Annotated in this window: 18 protein-coding genes; 11 read left to right on the top strand and 7 right to left on the bottom strand. The window is 66.9% G+C overall.

Features of this window, described 5'->3' with window-relative positions; all coding sequences use genetic code 11:
- Positions 1-39: 39 nt before the first annotated feature.
- Complete coding sequence (locus tag AC1DB1_RS00600) at positions 40-582, bottom strand: hypothetical protein (protein WP_477200062.1); 543 nt, start codon at positions 580-582, stop codon at positions 40-42.
- Positions 583-794: 212 nt separating this feature from the next.
- On the opposite strand from AC1DB1_RS00600, the gene AC1DB1_RS00595 reads away from it, so the two are divergent.
- The 8 genes from AC1DB1_RS00595 to AC1DB1_RS00560 all read left to right on the top strand — a co-directional run bounded on the left by AC1DB1_RS00595 (position 795) and on the right by AC1DB1_RS00560 (position 10,531).
- Complete coding sequence (locus tag AC1DB1_RS00595) at positions 795-1,781, top strand: GNAT family N-acetyltransferase (RefSeq protein ID WP_477199403.1); 987 nt, start codon at positions 795-797, stop codon at positions 1,779-1,781.
- Positions 1,782-2,172: 391 nt separating this feature from the next.
- Positions 2,173-2,262 (top strand): K(+)-transporting ATPase subunit F, encoded by a 90-nt coding sequence (gene kdpF / locus AC1DB1_RS00590; protein WP_064110145.1) that lies wholly within the window; start codon positions 2,173-2,175, stop codon positions 2,260-2,262.
- A 2-nt stretch (positions 2,263-2,264) separates the two neighbouring features.
- Positions 2,265-3,935 (top strand): potassium-transporting ATPase subunit KdpA, encoded by a 1,671-nt coding sequence (gene kdpA, locus AC1DB1_RS00585; RefSeq protein WP_477199402.1) that lies wholly within the window; start codon positions 2,265-2,267, stop codon positions 3,933-3,935.
- Positions 3,936-3,937: 2 nt separating this feature from the next.
- On the top strand, positions 3,938-6,094 hold the full coding sequence (kdpB, locus tag AC1DB1_RS00580; protein ID WP_477199401.1) for a potassium-transporting ATPase subunit KdpB: 2,157 nt from the start codon (positions 3,938-3,940) through the stop codon (positions 6,092-6,094).
- Between the two features lie 20 nt (positions 6,095-6,114).
- The gene (gene kdpC, locus AC1DB1_RS00575; RefSeq protein ID WP_477199400.1) at positions 6,115-6,738 is read left to right on the top strand and encodes a K(+)-transporting ATPase subunit C; all 624 of its coding nucleotides are present in this window, start codon (positions 6,115-6,117) and stop codon (positions 6,736-6,738) included.
- A 9-nt stretch (positions 6,739-6,747) separates the two neighbouring features.
- Positions 6,748-9,276 carry a DUF4118 domain-containing protein gene (locus tag AC1DB1_RS00570; protein WP_477199399.1) on the top strand — a complete coding sequence of 843 codons (2,529 nt, stop codon included), beginning with the start codon at positions 6,748-6,750 and terminating at the stop codon, positions 9,274-9,276.
- Between the two features lies 1 nt (position 9,277).
- Entirely contained in the window at positions 9,278-10,000 is a 723-nt protein-coding gene (locus AC1DB1_RS00565; protein ID WP_477199398.1) for a response regulator, read from the top strand.
- 312 nt (positions 10,001-10,312) lie between these two features.
- Positions 10,313-10,531: a CsbD family protein gene (locus AC1DB1_RS00560; protein WP_271177246.1), complete on the top strand. Its 219-nt coding sequence runs from the start codon at positions 10,313-10,315 to the stop codon at positions 10,529-10,531.
- 423 nt (positions 10,532-10,954) lie between these two features.
- On the opposite strand, the gene AC1DB1_RS00555 is transcribed toward AC1DB1_RS00560, so the two are convergent.
- The 4 genes from AC1DB1_RS00555 to AC1DB1_RS00540 are packed head-to-tail and all read right to left on the bottom strand — an operon-like array spanning position 10,955 to position 13,996.
- Positions 10,955-11,305, bottom strand: a complete 351-nt coding sequence (locus AC1DB1_RS00555) for a carboxymuconolactone decarboxylase family protein (protein ID WP_477199397.1) — start codon at positions 11,303-11,305, stop codon at positions 10,955-10,957.
- Positions 11,302-11,709: a (R)-mandelonitrile lyase gene (locus tag AC1DB1_RS00550; protein WP_477199396.1), complete on the bottom strand. Its 408-nt coding sequence runs from the start codon at positions 11,707-11,709 to the stop codon at positions 11,302-11,304. Before AC1DB1_RS00550 ends, AC1DB1_RS00555 begins: the two co-directional genes overlap by 4 nt.
- Positions 11,706-12,737, bottom strand: coding sequence for a zinc-dependent alcohol dehydrogenase family protein (locus AC1DB1_RS00545; RefSeq protein WP_477199395.1), 1,032 nt, complete (start codon positions 12,735-12,737; stop codon positions 11,706-11,708). Before AC1DB1_RS00545 ends, AC1DB1_RS00550 begins: the two co-directional genes overlap by 4 nt.
- Positions 12,725-13,996, bottom strand: a complete 1,272-nt coding sequence (locus AC1DB1_RS00540) for a multidrug effflux MFS transporter (protein ID WP_477199394.1) — start codon at positions 13,994-13,996, stop codon at positions 12,725-12,727. Before AC1DB1_RS00540 ends, AC1DB1_RS00545 begins: the two co-directional genes overlap by 13 nt.
- A gap of 101 nt (positions 13,997-14,097) precedes the next feature.
- Here AC1DB1_RS00540 and AC1DB1_RS00535 point away from each other — a divergent pair, with 101 nt between their 5' ends.
- Positions 14,098-15,060, top strand: a complete 963-nt coding sequence (locus tag AC1DB1_RS00535) for a helix-turn-helix transcriptional regulator (protein ID WP_477199393.1) — start codon at positions 14,098-14,100, stop codon at positions 15,058-15,060.
- 22 nt (positions 15,061-15,082) lie between these two features.
- On the top strand, positions 15,083-15,919 hold the full coding sequence (locus AC1DB1_RS00530; protein WP_477199392.1) for an SDR family oxidoreductase: 837 nt from the start codon (positions 15,083-15,085) through the stop codon (positions 15,917-15,919).
- Between the two features lie 394 nt (positions 15,920-16,313).
- On the opposite strand, the gene AC1DB1_RS00525 is transcribed toward AC1DB1_RS00530, so the two are convergent.
- Complete coding sequence (locus AC1DB1_RS00525) at positions 16,314-16,703, bottom strand: MmcQ/YjbR family DNA-binding protein (protein WP_477199391.1); 390 nt, start codon at positions 16,701-16,703, stop codon at positions 16,314-16,316.
- A gap of 356 nt (positions 16,704-17,059) precedes the next feature.
- Positions 17,060-18,304 (bottom strand): amidohydrolase family protein, encoded by a 1,245-nt coding sequence (locus AC1DB1_RS00520; RefSeq protein WP_477199390.1) that lies wholly within the window; start codon positions 18,302-18,304, stop codon positions 17,060-17,062.
- A gap of 109 nt (positions 18,305-18,413) precedes the next feature.
- Between AC1DB1_RS00520 and AC1DB1_RS00515 the strand changes: the two genes are divergently transcribed.
- Positions 18,414-18,998 (top strand): TetR/AcrR family transcriptional regulator, encoded by a 585-nt coding sequence (locus tag AC1DB1_RS00515; RefSeq protein ID WP_477199389.1) that lies wholly within the window; start codon positions 18,414-18,416, stop codon positions 18,996-18,998.
- The last annotated feature ends 74 nt before the right edge of the window (positions 18,999-19,072 follow it).

Genomic DNA, 19,072 nt, shown 5'->3' with positions numbered 1-19,072 from the left:
CCTCGGCGGTTGCGCTCAGCCGCCGCCCCGACGGCTGCCTCAGCGGCCGACGTGCGGAAAACGCTCGAACCAGTAGAGCAGCTCCGGCGAACTGCGACGGAGCTCGGTGAGCGTCATGGACTCGGCACGCCGGGTGATCGGCACATCGAGCTCCTCGGCGACCCGCTCCATGTCCTCCACCGCCCAGAACTGGCCGCGCATCCGGATGAGCACCCGTCCGTCTGTACCGGTCACGAACAGCTGCGGCTGGGTGTCGAGCGTGCTGCCCTCGTAGAGGTCGATCAGCTGCACCGTGCCGACGGCGCCGGGCCGCACCTCAACGGTGCGCCCGAAGAACCCGCGCTCGCGCACGCCGTCGGGGCCGAGCTGGATGACCGTGCTGAAGAACGCGAGCACGGCGAGGGTGGTCGCCACGATGACGGCGATGTGGATGCCGAGCACCAGCGGCCATCCGCCGTCCGGGATGGTCAGCCAGTAGAGCACGGCGAAGACGGGTGTGGTGAGCGCGAGGACCGCGATGATGCCCCGCGTGAACAGGTGCGGGTGCGGACGCAGCACGACTTTCTGCTGCGTCACGACCATCTCCTGTCTCAGCTCATGCTGCCCCTCCATGCTTTCGAGCCTGACGCACGAATGTCCTGCCCGGTAGCGGCATTTTGGGGGACACGAGGCGTTTTGAACGGTCGAAAGCCGTCGAAAGCGCCCCCAAAGCGGGTGGCAGGCACCGTTTCCCGCCGCGCGCTCGGTGTCGGGCGGCATAACGATCGTCGTCCGCGCTCTATAAGGTGGCGATCATGACTGTCGAATCGCCGAACCTCACGTGGCGCCCGCTGGCCGTGTCCGACGGCGCCGCGATGGCGGACCTCCTGAACGCGGTCGACACGGAGGACCGCGTCTGGGGGCAGTACACCGTGGAGGACGCGACGGAGGAGCTGGACTCGCCGGTCGACGATCTGCCGACGTCCACTCTGGCGGTGTTCGACGGGCCGACCATGCTCGGCTTCTCGGCGGTCCACTACAAGCCGGCAGCCGAGATCGTCCACCGGGTGCATGCCGCCGGCGCCGTGCGCCCCACCCATCGTCGCCAGGGGCTCGGGACGATGCTCATGCAACACGGGGTGGCGACGGCCGAGGAACTGCATACGCTTCATCACCCCACGCTCCGCCTGGTCGTCGAATCCGTCTACGGCGAGCATGTCGACGGCGCCGTCGCCCTGTACCGTGCGGCAGGCATGACGGCGACGAAGTGGAGCCGGCACATGCGGCATCCGCTCGGCACCGCCATTCCTGACGTCCCCGTCCCCGACGGCTTGCAGATCGAGGGCTATACAGCCGCGACCGACGAGGAATTCCGCGCGGTCCGCAATGAGGCCGCCCACGACGCCGGCTCGTCGCAGCTCAGCGCCGAGGAGTGGAAGGTCTGGGCCGTGAACGCGAACTTCCGGCCCGAGTCGAGCTTCCTGCTCCGCGACGTCGAGACCGGGACCGCCGCCGGGGTCCTGCTGGTGGTCTCGTGGGAGGCGGAAACGGCGGCGACCGGTATCCGTGACGCGTACTTCAGGGTCATCGCCACGCGGCCGGCATACGAAGATCGCGGCGTGGCCGAAGCCTTGATCGCACACACGCTCCGGGTGGTGCAGGAGCAGGGCTACGGACGGGCCAGCGTCAGGGTCGATGCCGGCGGTTCGAGCACGGAGTTCGGAGTCTACGAGAGCGCCGGGTTCGTCACCCACGACACCCAGGTCCACTATTGCATCGAGCCCTTCGGCAGGTCGTTGTAGATTTCCGTGATTCCCGGCGGGTAGACCGTCAAACGCACGCGGTGCCCGACGCCTCGGCTCGCGGGGGAGACGTCGAGGGTGCCCAGAGGAACGGCCTCGGGTAGTCGCAGCACCATCATCGCCACCGGCCGCATCCCGTCGCGGGCCGGAGGAAAAGCGTTAGGACTCCGGTCGACACCGTATTGATTGCGTTAGGACCGGCATTCGGCGGGTTTCAGTCCACTTGTATGGACCCCGTGGTTCTGGCAGAGCGCCAGATCCCATCGCTTCGCCGGAGCCGGCGAGGCGGATGACCCGGATGGAGAAGTTCCGTGTTGGACCTCATTTGCGTTGTGGGGATTCTCGCGCTCGGCGCGATCGTCGCCCTGGTCGGACGAGGGGTGGAGAAGCTGTGATCTTCTTCAACCTGCTGGCGGCGGCGCTGGCTGTCGCGTCGATCGCCTACCTCGTGTACGCCCTGTTGAAGCCGGAGAGATTCTAGAAATGTTCTGGCTGTTCGTGGCCTTCCTCGCCACCCTCGTTCTGCTTCTCGGCCTTTCGTACCGCCCGCTGGGCGATTACATGGCCGCGACCTTCACCACGCGCAAGGACCTGAAGGTCGAGCGCGGCTTCTACCGGATCATCGGCGTCGACTCCCGCGTCGCGCAGAGCTGGCCGGTGTATCTGCGCAGCGTGCTCGCGTTCTCGGTCCTCGGCGTGCTGCTGGTGTACGCGCTGCAACGGGCACAGGCGATCCTTCCCTATTCGCTCGGTCTGCCCGCGGTGCCGGAGGGACTGTCATTCAACACGGCGATCTCGTTCGTGACGAACACCAACTGGCAGTCGTACTCGCCGGAGGTCACCGTCGGCTACACGGTGCAGATAGCGGGACTGGCGGTGCAGAACTTCCTCTCCGCCGCGGTCGGAATCGCCGTCGCCATCGCCCTCGTACGCGGTTTCGCGGCGCACCGCTCCGGCACGATCGGCAACTTCTGGGTCGACCTGACCCGGGCCACCCTGCGCATCCTGCTGCCGCTCGCCGTGATCTTCACGATCATCCTGATCGTCGGCGGCGCTATCCAGAACTTCAACGGATTCACCAGTGTGAGCACGCTCACCGGCGGAACGGCGACGATCCCCGGGGGTCCGGTGGCGTCGCAGGAGACCATCAAGCTGCTGGGCAACAACGGCGGCGGATTCTTCAACGTCAACTCCGCGCATCCGTTCGAGAACCCCACCGCCTGGACGACCCTGATCGAGATCTACCTGATGCTCCTGATCCCGTTCTCGCTGCCTCGCACGTTCGGCAGAATGGTCGGCGACAACCGGCAGGGCTACGCCATCCTGGGCGCGATGTCCACGATCTTCATCGTGTCCCTGGTCGCGCTGACCCTCTTCGAACTGCAGGGCGGAGGCACGGCCACCCAGGCAGCAGGGGGCGCGCTCGAGGGCAAGGAGCAACGGTTCGGGATCCTCGGTTCCACCTTCTTCGGAACGACCAGCACTCTGACGTCCACCGGCGCGGTCAACTCGATGCATGACAGCTTCACGCCATTGGGCGGGATGATGACCATGCTGAACATGATGACCGGCGAGGTCGCTCCCGGCGGTATCGGCGCCGGCCTCTACGGCATCCTGATCATCGCGATCATCTCGGTGTTCCTGGCCGGTCTGATGGTCGGCCGCACCCCGGAGTACCTCGGCAAGAAGATCGCGTCGCGAGAGATCAAGCTGGCGAGCCTGTACATCTTGATGACGCCGACGCTGGTGCTGCTGGGCACGGGGCTCAGCTTCGCGATCCCGGCGATCAAGGACAACATCGAGAAGGTCTCGATCTGGAACCCCGGCCAGCACGGCTTCTCGGAGGTCCTCTACGCGTTCACGTCAGCGGCGAACAACAACGGTTCGGCATTCGCCGGGCTCACGGCGAACACCCCGTGGCTGAACGCGGCACTCGGCACGACCATGTTCCTCGGCAGGTTCCTGCCGATCGTGTTCGTCCTCGCGCTCGCCGGTTCGTTGGCGGCACAGGACAAAGTGCCCGCCACCTCCGGAACCCTTCCGACGCATCGACCCCTGTTCGTCGCCTTCGTGGTCGGCGTCGTGGTCATCGTCGCCGCACTCACCTACTTTCCCGTTCTCGCGCTGGGTCCCCTGGCGGAAGGGCTTCACTGATCATGTCCACTCTCACCGACACCGCGGACAGCCGCGGTCAGCACCGGCCTCATGGAGGCAAAGCGCCGACAGGTGCGTTCAACGGGCGCCAGCTTTGGGCGGGCCTACCGGGGGCCTTTCGCAAACTCGACCCGCGGGACATGTGGCACAACCCGGTCATGTTCATCGTCGAGGTCGGCGCCGCGCTGACCACCATCCTCGCGATCGCGGAGCCGTTCCTCGGTCAGCAGAAGTCCGGCGGAACGGTCACGACGATCGCCTTCACCTGGTCGATCGCCGTATGGCTGTGGCTCACCGTGCTCTTCGCCACGCTCGCCGAGTCGGTCGCGGAGGGCCGCGGTAAGGCGCAGGCCGCCAGCCTGCGGAAGACCCGGACGACGACCGTCGCCAACCGCGTCCCCGACTACGACCCGCAGACGGATGCGTCGGCCACCGGCGCGACCGTCGCTCAGGTCGCCTCGGCGGACCTCCGGCTCGGAGATGTCGTGGTCGTGACTGCGGGTGAACTGATCCCTGGTGACGGCGACATCGTCTGGGGCATCGCCTCTGTCGACGAGTCCGCCATCACGGGCGAGTCAGCGCCGGTGGTGCGGGAGTCAGGCGGTGACCGCAGTGCGGTGACCGGTGGCACCCGTGTGCTCTCCGACCGCATCGTCGTGCGGATCACCAGCAAGCCGGGCGAGACCTTCGTCGACCGGATGATCAAGCTGGTCGAGGGCGCATCGCGGCAGAAGACGCCGAACGAGATCGCCCTGAACATCCTGTTGGCCGCGCTGACGATCATCTTCGTCGTCGTCGTGCTGGTGCTCGGCCCGACGGCCGGATTCGCGAATGCCGCCCCGAGTGTCACGGTGCTCGTTGCCCTGCTGGTCTGTCTGATTCCGACCACGATCGGCGCGCTTCTGTCGGCGATCGGCATCGCCGGCATGGACCGCCTGGTCCAGCACAACGTGCTGGCCATGTCCGGGCGCGCGGTCGAGGCGGCCGGTGACGTGACGACGCTGCTGCTCGATAAGACCGGAACGATCACCTACGGCAACCGCCAAGCAGCGGAGTTCACCGCCGGGCAGGGTGTCGACCAGGCCGAACTCGTGAGGGCGGCGGCCTTGGCGTCGCTGAGCGACCCCACCCCGGAAGGCTCCTCGGTGGTCGCGCTGGCCGGGCAACAGGGCTTCGTGCACGAGGGGACACTCGACGGGGAGGTGGTGCCGTTCACGGCGCAGACCCGGATGAGCGGTGTCGACTTCGCCGACGGCTCGCAGGTTCGCAAGGGCGCCGCATCGATGGTCGTCGCCTGGGCGCAGGAGTCCTCGCCTGTGGCCTCCTCGATCCTGAGCGACCTCGACGAGAAGGTGCTGCAGATCTCCGAAGCTGGCGGAACGCCGCTGGCGGTCGCCACCAGGTCGGCGACAGGAGAGGCCACCATCCTCGGAGTCATCTACCTGAAGGACATCGTCAAGACCGGTCTCACCGAGCGGTTCGCCGACATGCGACGGATGGGCATCCGCACCGTGATGATCACCGGCGACAACCCGGTCACCGCGAAGGCGATCGCCGCCGAGGCCGGAGTCGACGACTTCCTCGCCGAGGCGACCCCGGAGGACAAGCTCGCGCTGATCCGCAAGGAGCAGGAGGGCGGCAACCTGGTCGCGATGACCGGTGACGGCACGAACGACGCCCCGGCCCTCGCCCAGGCGGATGTCGGAGTCGCGATGAACACCGGTACCTCCGCGGCCAAGGAGGCGGGCAACATGGTCGACCTCGACTCCGACCCGACCAAGCTGATCGACATCGTCAGCATCGGCAAGCAGCTGCTGATCACCCGTGGAGCCCTGACCACGTTCTCCATCGCGAACGACGTGGCCAAGTACTTCGCGATCATCCCGGCGATGTTCGTCGGCGTCTTCCCCGGTCTGCAGGCGATCAACATCATGCAGCTGCACTCGTCGTCCTCGGCGATCCTGTCGGCGGTGATCTTCAACGCGATCATCATCGTGATCCTGATCCCGCTCGCCCTGCGCGGCGTCCGCTACCGGGCCACCTCGGCGTCGTTGTTGCTGCGCAGCAACCTGCTGATCTACGGACTCGGCGGAATCATCGCTCCCTTCATCGGCATCAAGCTGATCGACCTGCTCATCAGCCTGATCCCCGGATTCTAGAAACCAGAACGGAACTCATCATGAATGCTTCGGCACGTGGAACCGGGCGCCAGTACTGGGTGGCCCTGCGGGCGCTGCTCATCTTCACCGTCGTCCTCGGCGTCGCCTACCCGCTGGTGCTGACCGGGATCGGCCAGCTCGCCCTCCCCGGCCAGTCGAACGGGTCGACGGTCAGCTCGCACGGGACGGTCGTCGGATCCAGCCTGATCGGGCAGTCCTTCACCGACAAGAAGGGGAACCCGCTGCCGCAATGGTTCCAGTCCCGTCCCTCCGCGGCCGGTGACGGGTACGACGGCGGCGCATCCAGCGGCAGCAACCTCGGCCCGAACAACCCCGATCTTGTGAAGGCGATCCAGGAGCGCAAGCAGACGATCGAGAAGGCCGACGGCGTCAGCGCCGCACAGATCCCCGCCGACGCGCTGACCGCCTCCGGATCAGGGCTGGACCCGCACATCTCGCCCGCTTACGCACAGCTCCAAGTGGATGCCGTCGCCAAGGCACGGGGGATCAGCGCCGACTCGGTCCGCACGCTGGTCGACACTCACACCCAGCAGCGTGACCTCGGCTACCTGGGCGAGCCCACCGTCAACGTGCTGCAGTTGAACATCGCCCTGGCGGCGATGGACCCCGACGGCAACCAGTAGGCCGCGAGGATGGCAGTTCGAGGCCGGCTCCGGGTGCTGCTTGGCGCAGCACCCGGGGTCGGCAAGACCTACATGATGCTCGAAGAGGGGCATCGCCTGCATGATCTCGGCAAGGACGTGGTCATCGGGGTCGTGGAGAGCCACGATCGCGAGGCCACCGCCGCCCTCCTGGACGGCCTCGAACTCGTCCCGCGCAGAACGGTCGAGCACCGCGGCATCACTTTGACGGAGATGGACCTCGACGCTGTCATCGCACGCCATGCGCAGATCGCCCTGGTCGACGAACTCGCCCACACCAACGCACCGGGCGCCGCCAATGCGAAGCGATGGCAGGACGTGGAGGCGATCCTCGCGGCGGGCATCGATGTGATCTCGACCGTCAATGTCCAGCACATCGAGTCGCTCAACGACGTGGTCGAACAGATCACCGGCGTCCCGCAGCGGGAGACCATCCCGGACTCCATCGTGCGAAGCGCCGACCAGATCGAGGTCGTCGACCTCACCCCCCAATCGCTCCGCGATCGCCTGGCCGACGGGCAGGTCTACCCGGCCACCCGGATCGACGCCGCTCTCTCGAATTACTTCCGCCTCGGCAACCTCACCGCGCTTCGCGAACTCACGCTGGTGTGGCTGGCCGACGAGGTCGACAGCTCCCTGCAGCGATACCGTGCCGAACACGGCATCGAGGAGAAATGGGAGGCGCGCGAGCGCGTGGTCGTCGCATTGACCGGCGGCCCGGAAGGAGAGACGCTGCTTCGCCGCGGTGCGCGGGTGGCCGCACGTTCCGGCAGCGGCGAGCTGCTCGCCGTGCACGTCGCGAGCCAGGACGGGCTCCGCGAGGCCGACCCTGCGTCGCTGGCCGCTCAGCGCAAGCTGGTCGAGGAACTCGGCGGCAGCTATCACCAGGTGATCGGCACCGACATCCCCGAGGCGCTGGTCGCTTTCGCCCGGGCCAGCAATGCGACCCAGCTGGTCATCGGCGTCTCCCGCCGCAGCAGGCTCACCGCGTTCCTCACCGGGTCGGGGGTCGGCGCCACGGTCATCCGCGCGTCCGGCGACATCGACGTGCACATCGTCTCGCACGCGTCCGCCGGCGGCCGGAACCTCCCCAAGTTCCGACGCACCGGCGCCCTGAGCGTGCGACGCCGGGTCTACGGTTTCGCGCTCGCCCTGATCGCCGGGCCCGTCCTCACGCTGCTGCTGACCCAGATCCGCAGCAGCGACTCCCTCACCGCCGAAGCCCTCAGCTACCAGTTGCTGGTCGTCGTGGTGGCCCTGGTGGGCGGGATCTGGCCGGCGTTGTTCGCCGCTGTGCTCTCCGGGCTCACCCTCGACTTCGTCTTCGTCAGCCCGTACAACACCCTCACCATCGGCCGACCGACGCATCTGATCGCGCTCGGCCTGTACATCGTCATCGCGGTGCTGGTCAGCGTGGTCGTGGACCAGTCCGCGCGCCGAACGCGCAGCGCCGCACGGGCGGCAGCCGAGTCCGAGCTTCTGGTGACCATCGCCGGCAGTGTCATCCGCGGGGGAGACGCCGTGCAATCCCTGGTGTCGCGGACCCGGGAGGCATTCGGGCTGCAAGCGGTCCGCTTCACCGCCGACGACGGCAAAGTCGAGAGTGTCGACGGCGAACCGCGACCCGACGCCGTGCCGACACGCATCCCCGTCGGATCGCGGGGGACCCTGGAGCTCTTCGGTGACGATCTGCAGGCAGCGGACCGTCGGTTGCTCTCGGTCATCGTCATCCAGCTCGAGGCCGCGCTCGAACACGCCGACCTGAGCACCGCGGCGCAGGAGGTGGGCCCTCTGGAGGCGACGGACAGGGTCCGCACCGCACTGCTGGCCGCCGTCGGCCACGACCTGCGGCGCCCTCTGGCGGCCGCGACCGCCGCCGTGACGAGCCTCCGCTCCGCAGGGAGCCGGCTCTCCGCCAAAGACAAGACGGAACTTCTGGATACCGCCGAGGTCAGCCTCCGTAATCTCGCCGACCTCCTGACCAACCTTCTGGACGTGAGCCGCGTGCAGGCCGGCGTCCTCGCCGTCTCGCCGCAGCCGGTGGATCTGGAGGATCTGATCCCGCCGGTCCTCGACGAGCTGTCCGTGAAACCCGGCGAGGTCATCGTCGACGTCTCCGACACGCTTCCGCCCGTCACGGCCGACCCGGTGCTGCTGCGACGAGCGATCGTCAACCTCCTCAGCAATGCACTGCGATACTCCCCGCCCGGGCGCCCGCCGCGGGTGAGCGCCAGCACGTTCAGCGGACACGTCGAACTCCGCGTGTCCGACCACGGCCCCGGGGTCCCCGACGACCGCAAGGAAGAGATCTTCCATCCGTTCCAGAGGATGGGTGACACCGACAACACTGCCGGCATCGGCCTGGGGCTTGCGCTGACGAAGGGGTTCGTCGAGGGGATGGGCGGAACGCTCGCCGCGGAGGACACCCCCGCCGGCGGCCTCACGATGGTGCTCGCCCTCCCGATCGATCCCAGCGGTCAACCGGAGGATTCCTCGGACGCCGCTGCACGGGACGTGTGAGATGAAGCTCGTCGTCGCCGACGATGATCCACAGATGCTGGGCGCATTGCGGATCATGCTGAGCGCACACGGCTACAGCGTCTCCCTCGCCCGCAACGGCAAAGAAGCGCTCGACCTCATCGTCAATGAGCATCCCGACCTGGTCGTCCTCGACCTCGGCATGCCACGGCTGAGCGGCATCGAGGTCATCGAAGCCATCCGTGGCTGGAACACGGTGCCCATCCTGGTCGTCTCCGGCCGCACCGACTCGGCGGACAAGGTCGGGGCGCTGGATGCCGGCGCCGACGACTACGTCGCAAAGCCGTTCTCCGCGGACGAGCTTCTCGCTCGCATCCGGGCCCTCACCCGTCGTGCGGCCGGCGCGGTGGACATCCCGGTCGTGCGATTCGCCGACGTGTCCGTCGATCTCGGCAACAAGATCGTCCTCATCCGCACAGATGCCGGCGAGCATCCGGTGCGACTCACGCCCACGGAGTGGCAGATACTCACGCTGCTGCTCCGCAACCCGCGCAAGCTGATCACCCAGCGGACCATCCTCACCGATATCCGTGGCCCACAGCACGTCGGCGATTCAGGCTACCTGCGCCTCTACATCGCGCAACTGCGGAAGAAACTCGAGCCCGACCCGAGCCGCCCGCAGTTCATCCTCACCGAGCCCGGAATGGGCTACCGGTTCCAGCCCGACCCGGAGCACGAAGGGGACGCCGGGGCGCCGTCGGAGTGAGGCGCTGAGAGGACCGACGATCGGCGCGAGCACCGTGCAGGACGCCTCAGGTCGACGGTGGTTCAGACGGTGGGCCGCGTTCGCAGCGTACGAAACCGTGCACCGCGCGCGCGTGAAGCGCGCAGAGCAGACGGCAGCCGCGACGTCCCATTTCCTCGTGCCGGCCACCCGATTCGGTCTGAGCGTGCGCAATCGATCGATCGGCCTCATCCCCCCACCCCTCCGCCTGGGCGACCGGTTAACGTCCGCACCAGACCCGCGTACCGTGTCGCGGAAAGCACGGATGCATGAGCACCGGCAAAGGAGGATGTCATGGGTATCGAGGACAAGTTCGACGCGGCCGGGGACAAGGTGAAGGGCAAGGTAGACGAAGTCATCGGCAAGGTCACCAACGACGAGTCGCGCGTGATCAAAGGCAAAGCGGAGCAGGCAAAGGGCGATGTCAAGGACACGGTCGCCGACGTGAAAGCGCACGTGAAGGACAGCGCGGAGAAGGCGGACGACGATCGTCTCGATGGCAAGGGCGTTTGAGCGCGGCCACCAGCGCAGACCGCTGAGCGAGCCCTCGGATCCGGATGAACCGGCAGGACGCGCGACAGCGCGTGTCAGTCGACGTCAGGCGCCGATCCAGACGACACGGACGTGAGCGCCGCCGTCGACCCGTTCTGCGGCCCCATCCACCGCGGCTGGAGTTCCGCCTCGGCCTGCCGGCTGACGCGGAACTCCAGGCGGTGGTGGGCCACGTCATCGCTGGTTTGCGCTCGTATCGTCGGACCGCCGCGCGCGTTGGCACGGCGTAGCCCACACTGGGTCTCCCCGTACCCCGGCGACGCGAAGATCTACGGCCCGGACGACGTGCCGGGGATCGCGCCAGGGTCAATCGACCACGACGATCAGTGATCGGCTGACCAGACGGCGGCTCCGGCAGGGAAACGACATCCTGCCGGAGCCGCTTCACGCGTTTTCAGCGTCATCATCCCTGTGGCCGAACACCTCCTTGGCGACGGTCATGGCGGACATCGCCTTGGGCCAGCCGGTGTAGAAGGCGAGGTGGGTGATCGCCTCGATCAGCTCCTGCTCGGTCACGCCGTTGTCGCGGGCGAAGGGCAGGTGGAAGCGGAGTTGATCGACGTTGCCGCCGGCGACCAGGGCGGTCACGGTGATGAGGCTGCGGTCGCGTTTTGACAGCTCGGGCCGCTCCCACACCTCGTCGAAGAGCACCTCGTCGGTGTAGTGAACGAGCCCGGGGGCGAAGTCGCCGAACGCGCGGCGCCCGCCCGTCCATCCTTTCTGCTCGTCGCTCATGCTGTCCTCCCGTTGTACTCGTCGTCGGTGATGTGTTCTTTCCACACGGTGGTCGCGGTGGGGTCGTCGGCGTTCTCGAGCATGGCGATGTGCTCCATGAAGCAGCCCGGTGCCGCCGCGTGCCAGTGGTCCTGGCCGGGCGGCGTGTAGAGGGTCTCGCCGGCACGGACCTCGATGATGTTGCCATCGCGGTCGCCGAATCGCGCCACGCCCTGGGTGACGCGCAGATACTGGCCGCGGGCGTGGCTGTGCCAGGCCGTGCGGGCGCCGGGCGCGAATCGCACGGTTGCGACGACCATCCGCTGATCCGCGTCGTGCGGGACGGAGATGGGGTCGAGCCAGACGTCGCCGGCGAACTGCTCCGGCGGGTTCTTGCTGGTGGGGATGCGCGGTTCGATGTTCATGCTGTCTCCGTCTGCAGAAGTACCTTCGTGGCCCGGCGTTCGTCCATGGCTTTGTATCCCTCGGCGGCGTCATCGAGGGGAAGTGTGAGGTCGAACACGGCGCCAGGGTCGATCACGCCATCCATGATGAGCCCGATCAGCTCGGGAAGGAACCGGCGCACGGGTGCGGGTCCGCCATGCAGGTGCACGCCGGAGAAGAACAGCTCGAGACCGGGCAGTTCGACGTCGTGCGAGACCCCGACGTAACCGACGTGACCGCCGGGGCGGGTGGCGCGGATGGCCTGCATCATCGATTCCTGGGTGCCGACGGCTTCGATCGTGGAGTGGGCGCCGAGCCCGCCGGTGAGCTCCTTGATGCTCTCGACGCCGGCGTCGCCGCGCTGGTCGACGATGTCGGTCGCGCCGAAGCGGCGGGCGAGAGCCTGACGATCGGAATGGCGGCTCATCGCGATGATGCGCTCGGCGCCGAGGCGCCTCGCGGCGAGGATGCCGAGCAGCCCGACCGCGCCGTCGCCGACGACGGTGACAGTCTTGCCTGGTCCGGCTTCGGCTGCCACCGCGGCGAACCATCCCGTTCCGAGAACGTCGGAGGCAGCTAGCAGTCCCGGAATTTCCTCGGGTTTCGGCTGCCGCGGTGTTGCGACGAGGGTGCCGTCGGCGAGCGGGACACGCAACCGCTCCGCCTGGGTGCCGAACGACCCCATCCCGATCGCGTGGATGCAGCGCGACTGGTAGCCCGCTTGGCAGATCTCGCAGGTGTTGTCGGAGGCGAAGAACGAGCCGACGACGAAGTCTCCGACCCTGATGTCCTTCACGTCGTCGCCGACCTGTTCGACGACGCCGACGTACTCGTGGCCCATCGGCGTCGGGCCGTTCACCGGCTCGATCCCGCGGTAGGGCCAGAGGTCGGAGCCGCAGATGCAGGCAGCCGACACCCGGATGATCGCGTCGGTGGGCTTCTCGATGACGGGGTCTTCGCGTCGCTCGACCCGGATGTCTCCGGGGGCGTACATGACTACTCCACGCATGTGGGTGTTCCTTCCGTTGTCGGGGTGGGGGACGAATCGGCGTCGGTCGTGGTGGTTCGGCGGGTGAGGAAGATGATTCCGGCGATAGCGGCCAGGCCGATGGACGTCGTGGTGACGATGCCGAGAGGCAGGATGCTGAAGGCTCCGGCGACACCGACGAGCGGGGCGGCGATCCCGCCGAACGCGAACCGGGCTGCTCCGAGGAGCGAGGAGGCGGTGCCGGCGATGTGCGGGTAGTCGGACAATGCCAGCGTGGTCGAGGGAGGGCTTGTGATCGCGGTTCCGCTGACCAGCAGCAGCAACGACACGATCACGATGATCAGCGGCAGGTGTGCGAGTCCGGCGGCCAGCAGCCCGGCGGCGCCGACGCCGGCCAGGATGAGGCCGATGACGAGGGTGCCGATGACACTCCATCGTTCGCTGCTACGCCCGGCGAGGTAGCCGAAGACCATGAATCCGGCGGAGTTCAGTCCGAACGCCAGCGCGTACTGCTGCGGTGTCAGCCCGTACACACCTTGCAGCACATAGGTGGCCCCGCTCAGGTAGGCGAACAGGGCCGCGTAGACGAAGCCCTGCGCCAATACGGCGCCGACGAACCGACGGTCGCGGAACAGGAAGCGCATGTCCTGTCCGACGCGGGTGAAACCGCCGGTCGTGCGCTCCCCTGCTGGCAGTGTCTCCGGGAAGCCGAACGCGGCCCAGGCGAGGATGGCGGCGCCGATCACGGCCAGGACGAGGAACAGACCACGCCAATCCATCAAGGCGGTGAGCGCACCGCCGAGCAGGGGGCCGACGATCGCGGCGAGGCCGCCGATCACCGTGAGCCGACCGTAGAACCGGATCAGTCGCCCGCCCTCATAGACGTCGCGCCCGGCGGCCTGCGCGATCACAATGCCGACACCGCCGGCCAGCCCCTGCACCAGGCGGGCCACGATCAGTATCTCGACCGTGGGGCTGGCGGCACACAACGCCGACACGACCACGTACGCGGTGACCCCGACCAGCAGGGGTAAGCGGCGGCCGAATCGGTCGGAGAGCGGCCCGGCGATCAGTTGGCCGCCGGCGAGGCCGATCAGGCATGCGGTCACCGTCAGCTGCGCCAGCGAGGTCGCAGCGCCGAGCTCTGACGTGAGCGCGGGAAGCGCGGGGAGGTAGAGGTCCATCGAGATCGGGCCGAACACGGTCAACACGAGCAGGAGGGTCGACAACCAGCGGCCGGCCCGAGACCGGTCATCAGAGGGAGCAAGTGAAACTGTCACATGACAACCAAAGCGCGCTTCGCGGAGCCGGGGGAGTCTCTGACGAGAGGTGTACCGACAGGGAACCCCTCAGTCGCGCTGACGGACGTAGCCTCGTTTGCATGGATAACCGAGCCGAGGTCCGTGAGTTCTTGATGTCGCGACGCGCCAGGCTCACCCCCGAGCTCGCCGGCATCCCCGCCGGCCCAAACCGGCGGGTGAGCGGGTTGCGTCGTTCCGAGGTCGCCATGCTCGCCGGCGTCAGCGTCGAGTATTACGCCAAGCTCGAACGAGGTGCCATCGCCGGCGCCTCCGCCTCTGTCCTCGACGCGGTCTCCCAAGCCCTCCAATTCGACGACACCGAACGCGCCCATCTGCTCGACCTCGCCCGGGCAGCAGACGGTATCCCCGCCTCCGGCCGGGGCCGCCGCCGCACCGCCCGTAACCCGGCGACCCGACCGTCGCTGCACTGGGCGCTCGGCGCGATCACCGACGGCATCGCAATCGTCCGCAACGCCCAGTCGGACGTGATCGCGTTCAACGATCTCGGCCGCGCCTTCTACTCGCCGGTCATCGGCGACGGCGGACGCACCCCCAACCTCGCCCGGTTCCAGTTCCTCGACCCCGCCTCCCACGAGTTCTACCCCGACTGGGAACTCTTCGCCGAGATGTGTGTCGCCGTCATGCGAGCCGAGGCAGGACGGGATCCGCACAACCGGGCCATCCAAGACCTCGTCGGCGAACTCTCCACCCGCAGCGCGACCTTTCGACAGCTCTGGGGAGCCCACAACGTGCGTACCCACGGGGCGGGCACGAAACGCTTCCACCACCCGATCGTCGGGGACCTCACCCTCGCCTACGAAGAACTCGCCATCACCGCCGAACCCGGACACATCCTCCTCATCTACACCGCAGAACCCGCCTCTACCTCCGCTGAGAACCTTCGCTTGCTGGCTTCTTGGGCCGCCGACCGTACGGGCATCGTCGCTTCCCCGCCGGAGCGGAAGGAAGTACGACTGATTGGGATGCTCGGTCCACGAATTGATGCTGCACCAACGGCGACAGCCGTTTGGTCATCCACATAGAACACTCTGAGGGAGTCTCCGCATGACTGAGAACAACGTATGGTTCATCACCGGCGCCGGTCGCGGGATGGGGGTCGACATTGCTCGAGCCGCGCTGGCCGCTGGCTGCGAAGTCGTGGCGACAGCACGCGACGCGGCGAAAGCAGCAGCGGCCGTCGGGGAGGACGAGAACCTGCTGACCGTGCCGCTCGACATTACCGACACCGCTTCTGTTGACGCCGCGGTACGGGCCGCAATGGATCGTTTCGGCCGAATCGATGTCCTCGTGAACAACGCCGGAAACTTCCAGCCCGGATTCTTCGAAGAGGTCAGCCCGGAGCAGTTCCGCGCGCAGATCGAGACCAACTTCTTCGGCCCCCTGAACGTGACCCGCGCCGTGCTGCCCATGATGCGCGCCCAGCGTTCGGGTCACATCATCACCATCACCTCAACGGCGGGCATCGTCTCCGGTGGTTTCGGCAGCGCGTATGGGGCGTCGAAGTTCGCTTTGGAAGGCTGGACCGAGTCGCTACGCGAAGAGGTCGAGCAGTTCGGCATCCACGTCACCGCCGTCGAACCGGGATTCTTCCGCACCGAACTCCTGGTCGAGGGATCCTCCACCATCTGGCCTGACCTGTCGATCGATGACTACGCGGTGGAGACCTCAAAGACCGTCGCCGAGTGGAAATCGATGAACGGCCAGCAGAGCGGCGACCCCGCTAAGCTCGCCGCGAACCTTGTCAAGGTCGTCGAGCTGGACCCGGCACCGGCACGTTGGGCAGCCGGCGCAGACGCCGTCGAAGCCATCACGCAAAAGGGCAAGACCCTCATCGACCAGGCGAAAGCACACCTCGACCTCTCCACCGGCCTGGACCACTAGAGAATTCTGATGGGACCGCTATTTGACCGCGGGTGGTGTTGGAAATGCGACTGCTTTGAGGCCGCTGGCGGCGACTGACCAAACACAGTGGCCCAGGGATCGAATATCCAAGCTGGGCCACTGCCACTAACCAGGCAGAATCCCAGACGTTCCCGATCCGACCTGGGCGCGCCTTCCGGCTAGTACGCCCAACCTACTCCCGCATTGTCGGCCGCAAGGGTACAGTCCAGGTGTCGGGTCTGGACCCCGCTCGACGGCTCTGCCGTCGCGACCCGACGCGTTCAGCAGGGCCGTCGGTCCCGTCCAGACTCGGCGCTGGGTCAGTTTGTCAGCGATCCGTCCATTCCACGATGGCACTGTCCGCCCGCTGAGCGATCCTTGTCTGACCGATCGTCTAACGGCCGAGGTCGTTCAACTCTCGCCGCAGATACTTCGGTGCCTGTACACGCCACGCCTCCGTCACGAGCTCGGCAAGATGGTCTTCGTCGATGGCGGCCATCCGGAAGGCGACCTTCGGCTGACCCCAGGGGGTCGTGGTGCGCAGGAACACGTCGGGCGCCATTTCGACAAGAGCGAGCGCGTCCATTTGGTCGGCGACTTTCACCCCGACGACGAGCTCGGCCGCGACTATCTCGCGCATGTCAGCGGGGACGCTCGGCCAGGGATGGCACTCCCATGCATACAGCTTGCCGCGAACGAACCATGCAGCACCGCCCGTCGTCGCTCGCTCCTCGCTACCGGGCAACGCAGCGGCAGTCCGGCGCAGGTCGTTGAGAGTTGCCACGGCTTGACCGTAATCCGCACCACCGACACGAAAGCACAAGGCATCTGTTGGTGATCCCAAACCGGCGGGCGGGGGGGGCGACGCCAGGCGTGCTCGACGAACCGGCCTCTCCCGTCAGGGTTGAACGTAGGCAGCGACCTCACGCCGTCGCAAAATCAGTGACCATCGGCGGACAGGGGGCGCTCATGGGTCCAGACCTTATCGGCCTCTCGCGCGTATTCATCACCCACGGACGCATCCGTCAAAGAGCGATCGCATGATGTGCCACCGAGCCACCACGCGTCGCAGCGGCCACACGGCACACCCCGAGTCCGGCCAGACAACGCCACGCTCTTCGCCTTGCGTCGCGGGGCGGTCTACTGCGCGAAGAGTTCGGTTCCGCGACGCCAGACCTGTTGGATGTCGAGCGTGCTGGAGATGGAAACGGTGGGATCCCCGTCAACGAGGACGAGATCCGCGCGGAGGCCCTCTGCGATCCGCCCGCGGTCGGTGAGGCCGAATCGGCGGGCCGGAACGGACGTGGCGGCGCGGAGCGCTTCGATCGGCGTGAGGCCGGCTCGGACAAGGAACTGGAGCTCGTGGTGGACGCTGGCACCGTGTGCCATCCCGCCGAGAGTCGGAAGCGGGAACGACACGTCGGTGCCGACGAGGATGTCCACCCCCGCCTCTCGAAGTGCCTGGACGGACGCGAGAACCGCTTCCAGGTCGCCGCTCGGGAACCGGTCGTAGCTACTCTCGAGCGTGGCAATCCATTGATCGTCCAGCTTCGTCCGGATCCGTGGGTCGGCCGCCAGGTCAGTTGCGGGAATTCCCATCATCGACGCATTCAGGACGACGCACGGAACCACGAACGCTCCCGATCGAGCGACGGCGTCGATGATGTCCGGAGTGTGCGGCTTATCCATGAAGAGGTGCACGAGCCCGTCGATCCCAGATGCAACGGCCGATGCGGTGGCGTCGATGGTGAGGGTGTGGGCAACAGTGAGAAGCCCTTCGCGCCGTGCCGCTTCCACACCAGCCTTGATCGTCGCGTCGTCGAGCATGGGCAGCCCCGGCGCTCCCTCGACGCTGCCGTCGTCGATCATGAACTTGATGTAGTCCGAGCCCGCCGCCTTGAGCTGAGGGACGAACGCAGCGGCTTCTGCCGGTGTCGACGCGAAAGGCATCACGACACCCGACCAGTCCGCGTGTTCGTCGCCGTCCTCCCAGGGGGCTTCCCCGTCGTCCGCGCCACCATCGCCCATCAGTTCACTCGGATGCCCGCCAGGAGGCGTGATCCCGAAGCCGGCCGATCGCACATCCGCCACCCGGTCGTTGTCGGTGACCTCGGCTCGCATTCCCTTGGTGAACACGCCCTGCATTTCCAGCTCTGTTGTCACACCGAAGGTGAGGGCAAGCTCGAGGCCCTCCATCGAGGTGTGAACGTGGGAGTCGATGAGACCCGGGAGCAGGAACGAACCGGCTGCATCGACGACTCGGGCGTCCGGGGGGACTGCGCCTCCGACTGAAGCGATCTGGCTTCCATCGATCACCACCGTGGTGGCGTCGACGACGTCGATCCCGTCGAAAACCCGCGCGTTCGCGATTGCTGTTTTGCCCATTGCGTGCTCCTTATTCGTCGATAGTCGACGCTATCACCATTCTGCAGTCACTACGGAATTGGTATGAATACTTTTCCGAGTCCGATACAGATTGAGATACACTAAGCCAATGGCAGCGGGAACCGGTCTCCGAGAGCGCAAGAAGGCTCAGAATCGTCAGTCACTACATCTGGCGGCATTGCGCCTGTTCCTCGAACACGGGTTCGACGACGTCACGGTCGCTCAGATCGCCGAAGAAGCGAACGTGGCGCTGACCACACTGTTCACGTACTTCCCCGCTGGCAAGGTCGCACTGGTCTTCGAGCAAGACGAAGACCGGTCTGCCGCCCTCAGGCATGCTGTCGAGAATCGCGCCGCGGGGACGGACGTGATCCGGGCGATCGAGGAGTTCATGAACAGTCGGCTGCCATTCGACACCGAGGACAAGCACTCCAGGGACGTGCTCGAGTTGATCTACTCCACCCCGCAGCTCCGGTCCTACGTCCGAGCGAAATGGACGGACTGTGAAGACGACGTCGCGTCGATGCTCGCCCCATGTCAGCCGACCGCCCCAGCGGCCAGCCTGCACGCCCTTGCGCTGTTCATCCTCGAATGCCCCGACCTAGCCGCGCGCGAACCCTCACCCCATGAAGCGCTGTCGATGCTGCTGGACAACCTACGCCGTGGATGGGGACTCGAAGCCAGCTCGAGTTGATAGCTGGCGATTTATGAGCGTCAGCGACGAAAATCAACCCTCTCCACAACGTCGAACACGACGCGACGCGCGCC

The organism is Leifsonia sp. 10N434 (assembly GCF_056394405.1).
This window is presented reverse-complemented; position numbering and strand designations above follow the sequence as displayed.

Excerpts from the sequence above, each read along its gene's own strand:
- AC1DB1_RS00520 (WP_477199390.1), bottom strand. The coding sequence starts at position 18,304 with ATGGGCAAAACAGCAATCGCGAACGCGCGGGTTTTCGACGGGATCGAC.
- AC1DB1_RS00595 (WP_477199403.1), top strand. The coding sequence starts at position 795 with ATGACTGTCGAATCGCCGAACCTCACGTGGCGCCCGCTGGCCGTGTCC.
- AC1DB1_RS00560 (WP_271177246.1), top strand. The coding sequence starts at position 10,313 with ATGGGTATCGAGGACAAGTTCGACGCGGCCGGGGACAAGGTGAAGGGC.
- kdpC (WP_477199400.1), top strand. The coding sequence starts at position 6,115 with ATGAATGCTTCGGCACGTGGAACCGGGCGCCAGTACTGGGTGGCCCTG.
- kdpA (WP_477199402.1), top strand. The coding sequence starts at position 2,265 with ATGTTCTGGCTGTTCGTGGCCTTCCTCGCCACCCTCGTTCTGCTTCTC.
- AC1DB1_RS00545 (WP_477199395.1), bottom strand. The coding sequence starts at position 12,737 with ATGCGTGGAGTAGTCATGTACGCCCCCGGAGACATCCGGGTCGAGCGA.
- kdpB (WP_477199401.1), top strand. The coding sequence starts at position 3,938 with ATGTCCACTCTCACCGACACCGCGGACAGCCGCGGTCAGCACCGGCCT.
- AC1DB1_RS00555 (WP_477199397.1), bottom strand. The coding sequence starts at position 11,305 with ATGAGCGACGAGCAGAAAGGATGGACGGGCGGGCGCCGCGCGTTCGGC.
- AC1DB1_RS00515 (WP_477199389.1), top strand. The coding sequence starts at position 18,414 with ATGGCAGCGGGAACCGGTCTCCGAGAGCGCAAGAAGGCTCAGAATCGT.
- AC1DB1_RS00530 (WP_477199392.1), top strand. The coding sequence starts at position 15,083 with ATGACTGAGAACAACGTATGGTTCATCACCGGCGCCGGTCGCGGGATG.
- AC1DB1_RS00600 (WP_477200062.1), bottom strand. The coding sequence starts at position 582 with ATGGTCGTGACGCAGCAGAAAGTCGTGCTGCGTCCGCACCCGCACCTG.
- AC1DB1_RS00535 (WP_477199393.1), top strand. The coding sequence starts at position 14,098 with ATGGATAACCGAGCCGAGGTCCGTGAGTTCTTGATGTCGCGACGCGCC.
- AC1DB1_RS00550 (WP_477199396.1), bottom strand. The coding sequence starts at position 11,709 with ATGAACATCGAACCGCGCATCCCCACCAGCAAGAACCCGCCGGAGCAG.
- AC1DB1_RS00565 (WP_477199398.1), top strand. The coding sequence starts at position 9,278 with ATGAAGCTCGTCGTCGCCGACGATGATCCACAGATGCTGGGCGCATTG.
- AC1DB1_RS00570 (WP_477199399.1), top strand. The coding sequence starts at position 6,748 with ATGGCAGTTCGAGGCCGGCTCCGGGTGCTGCTTGGCGCAGCACCCGGG.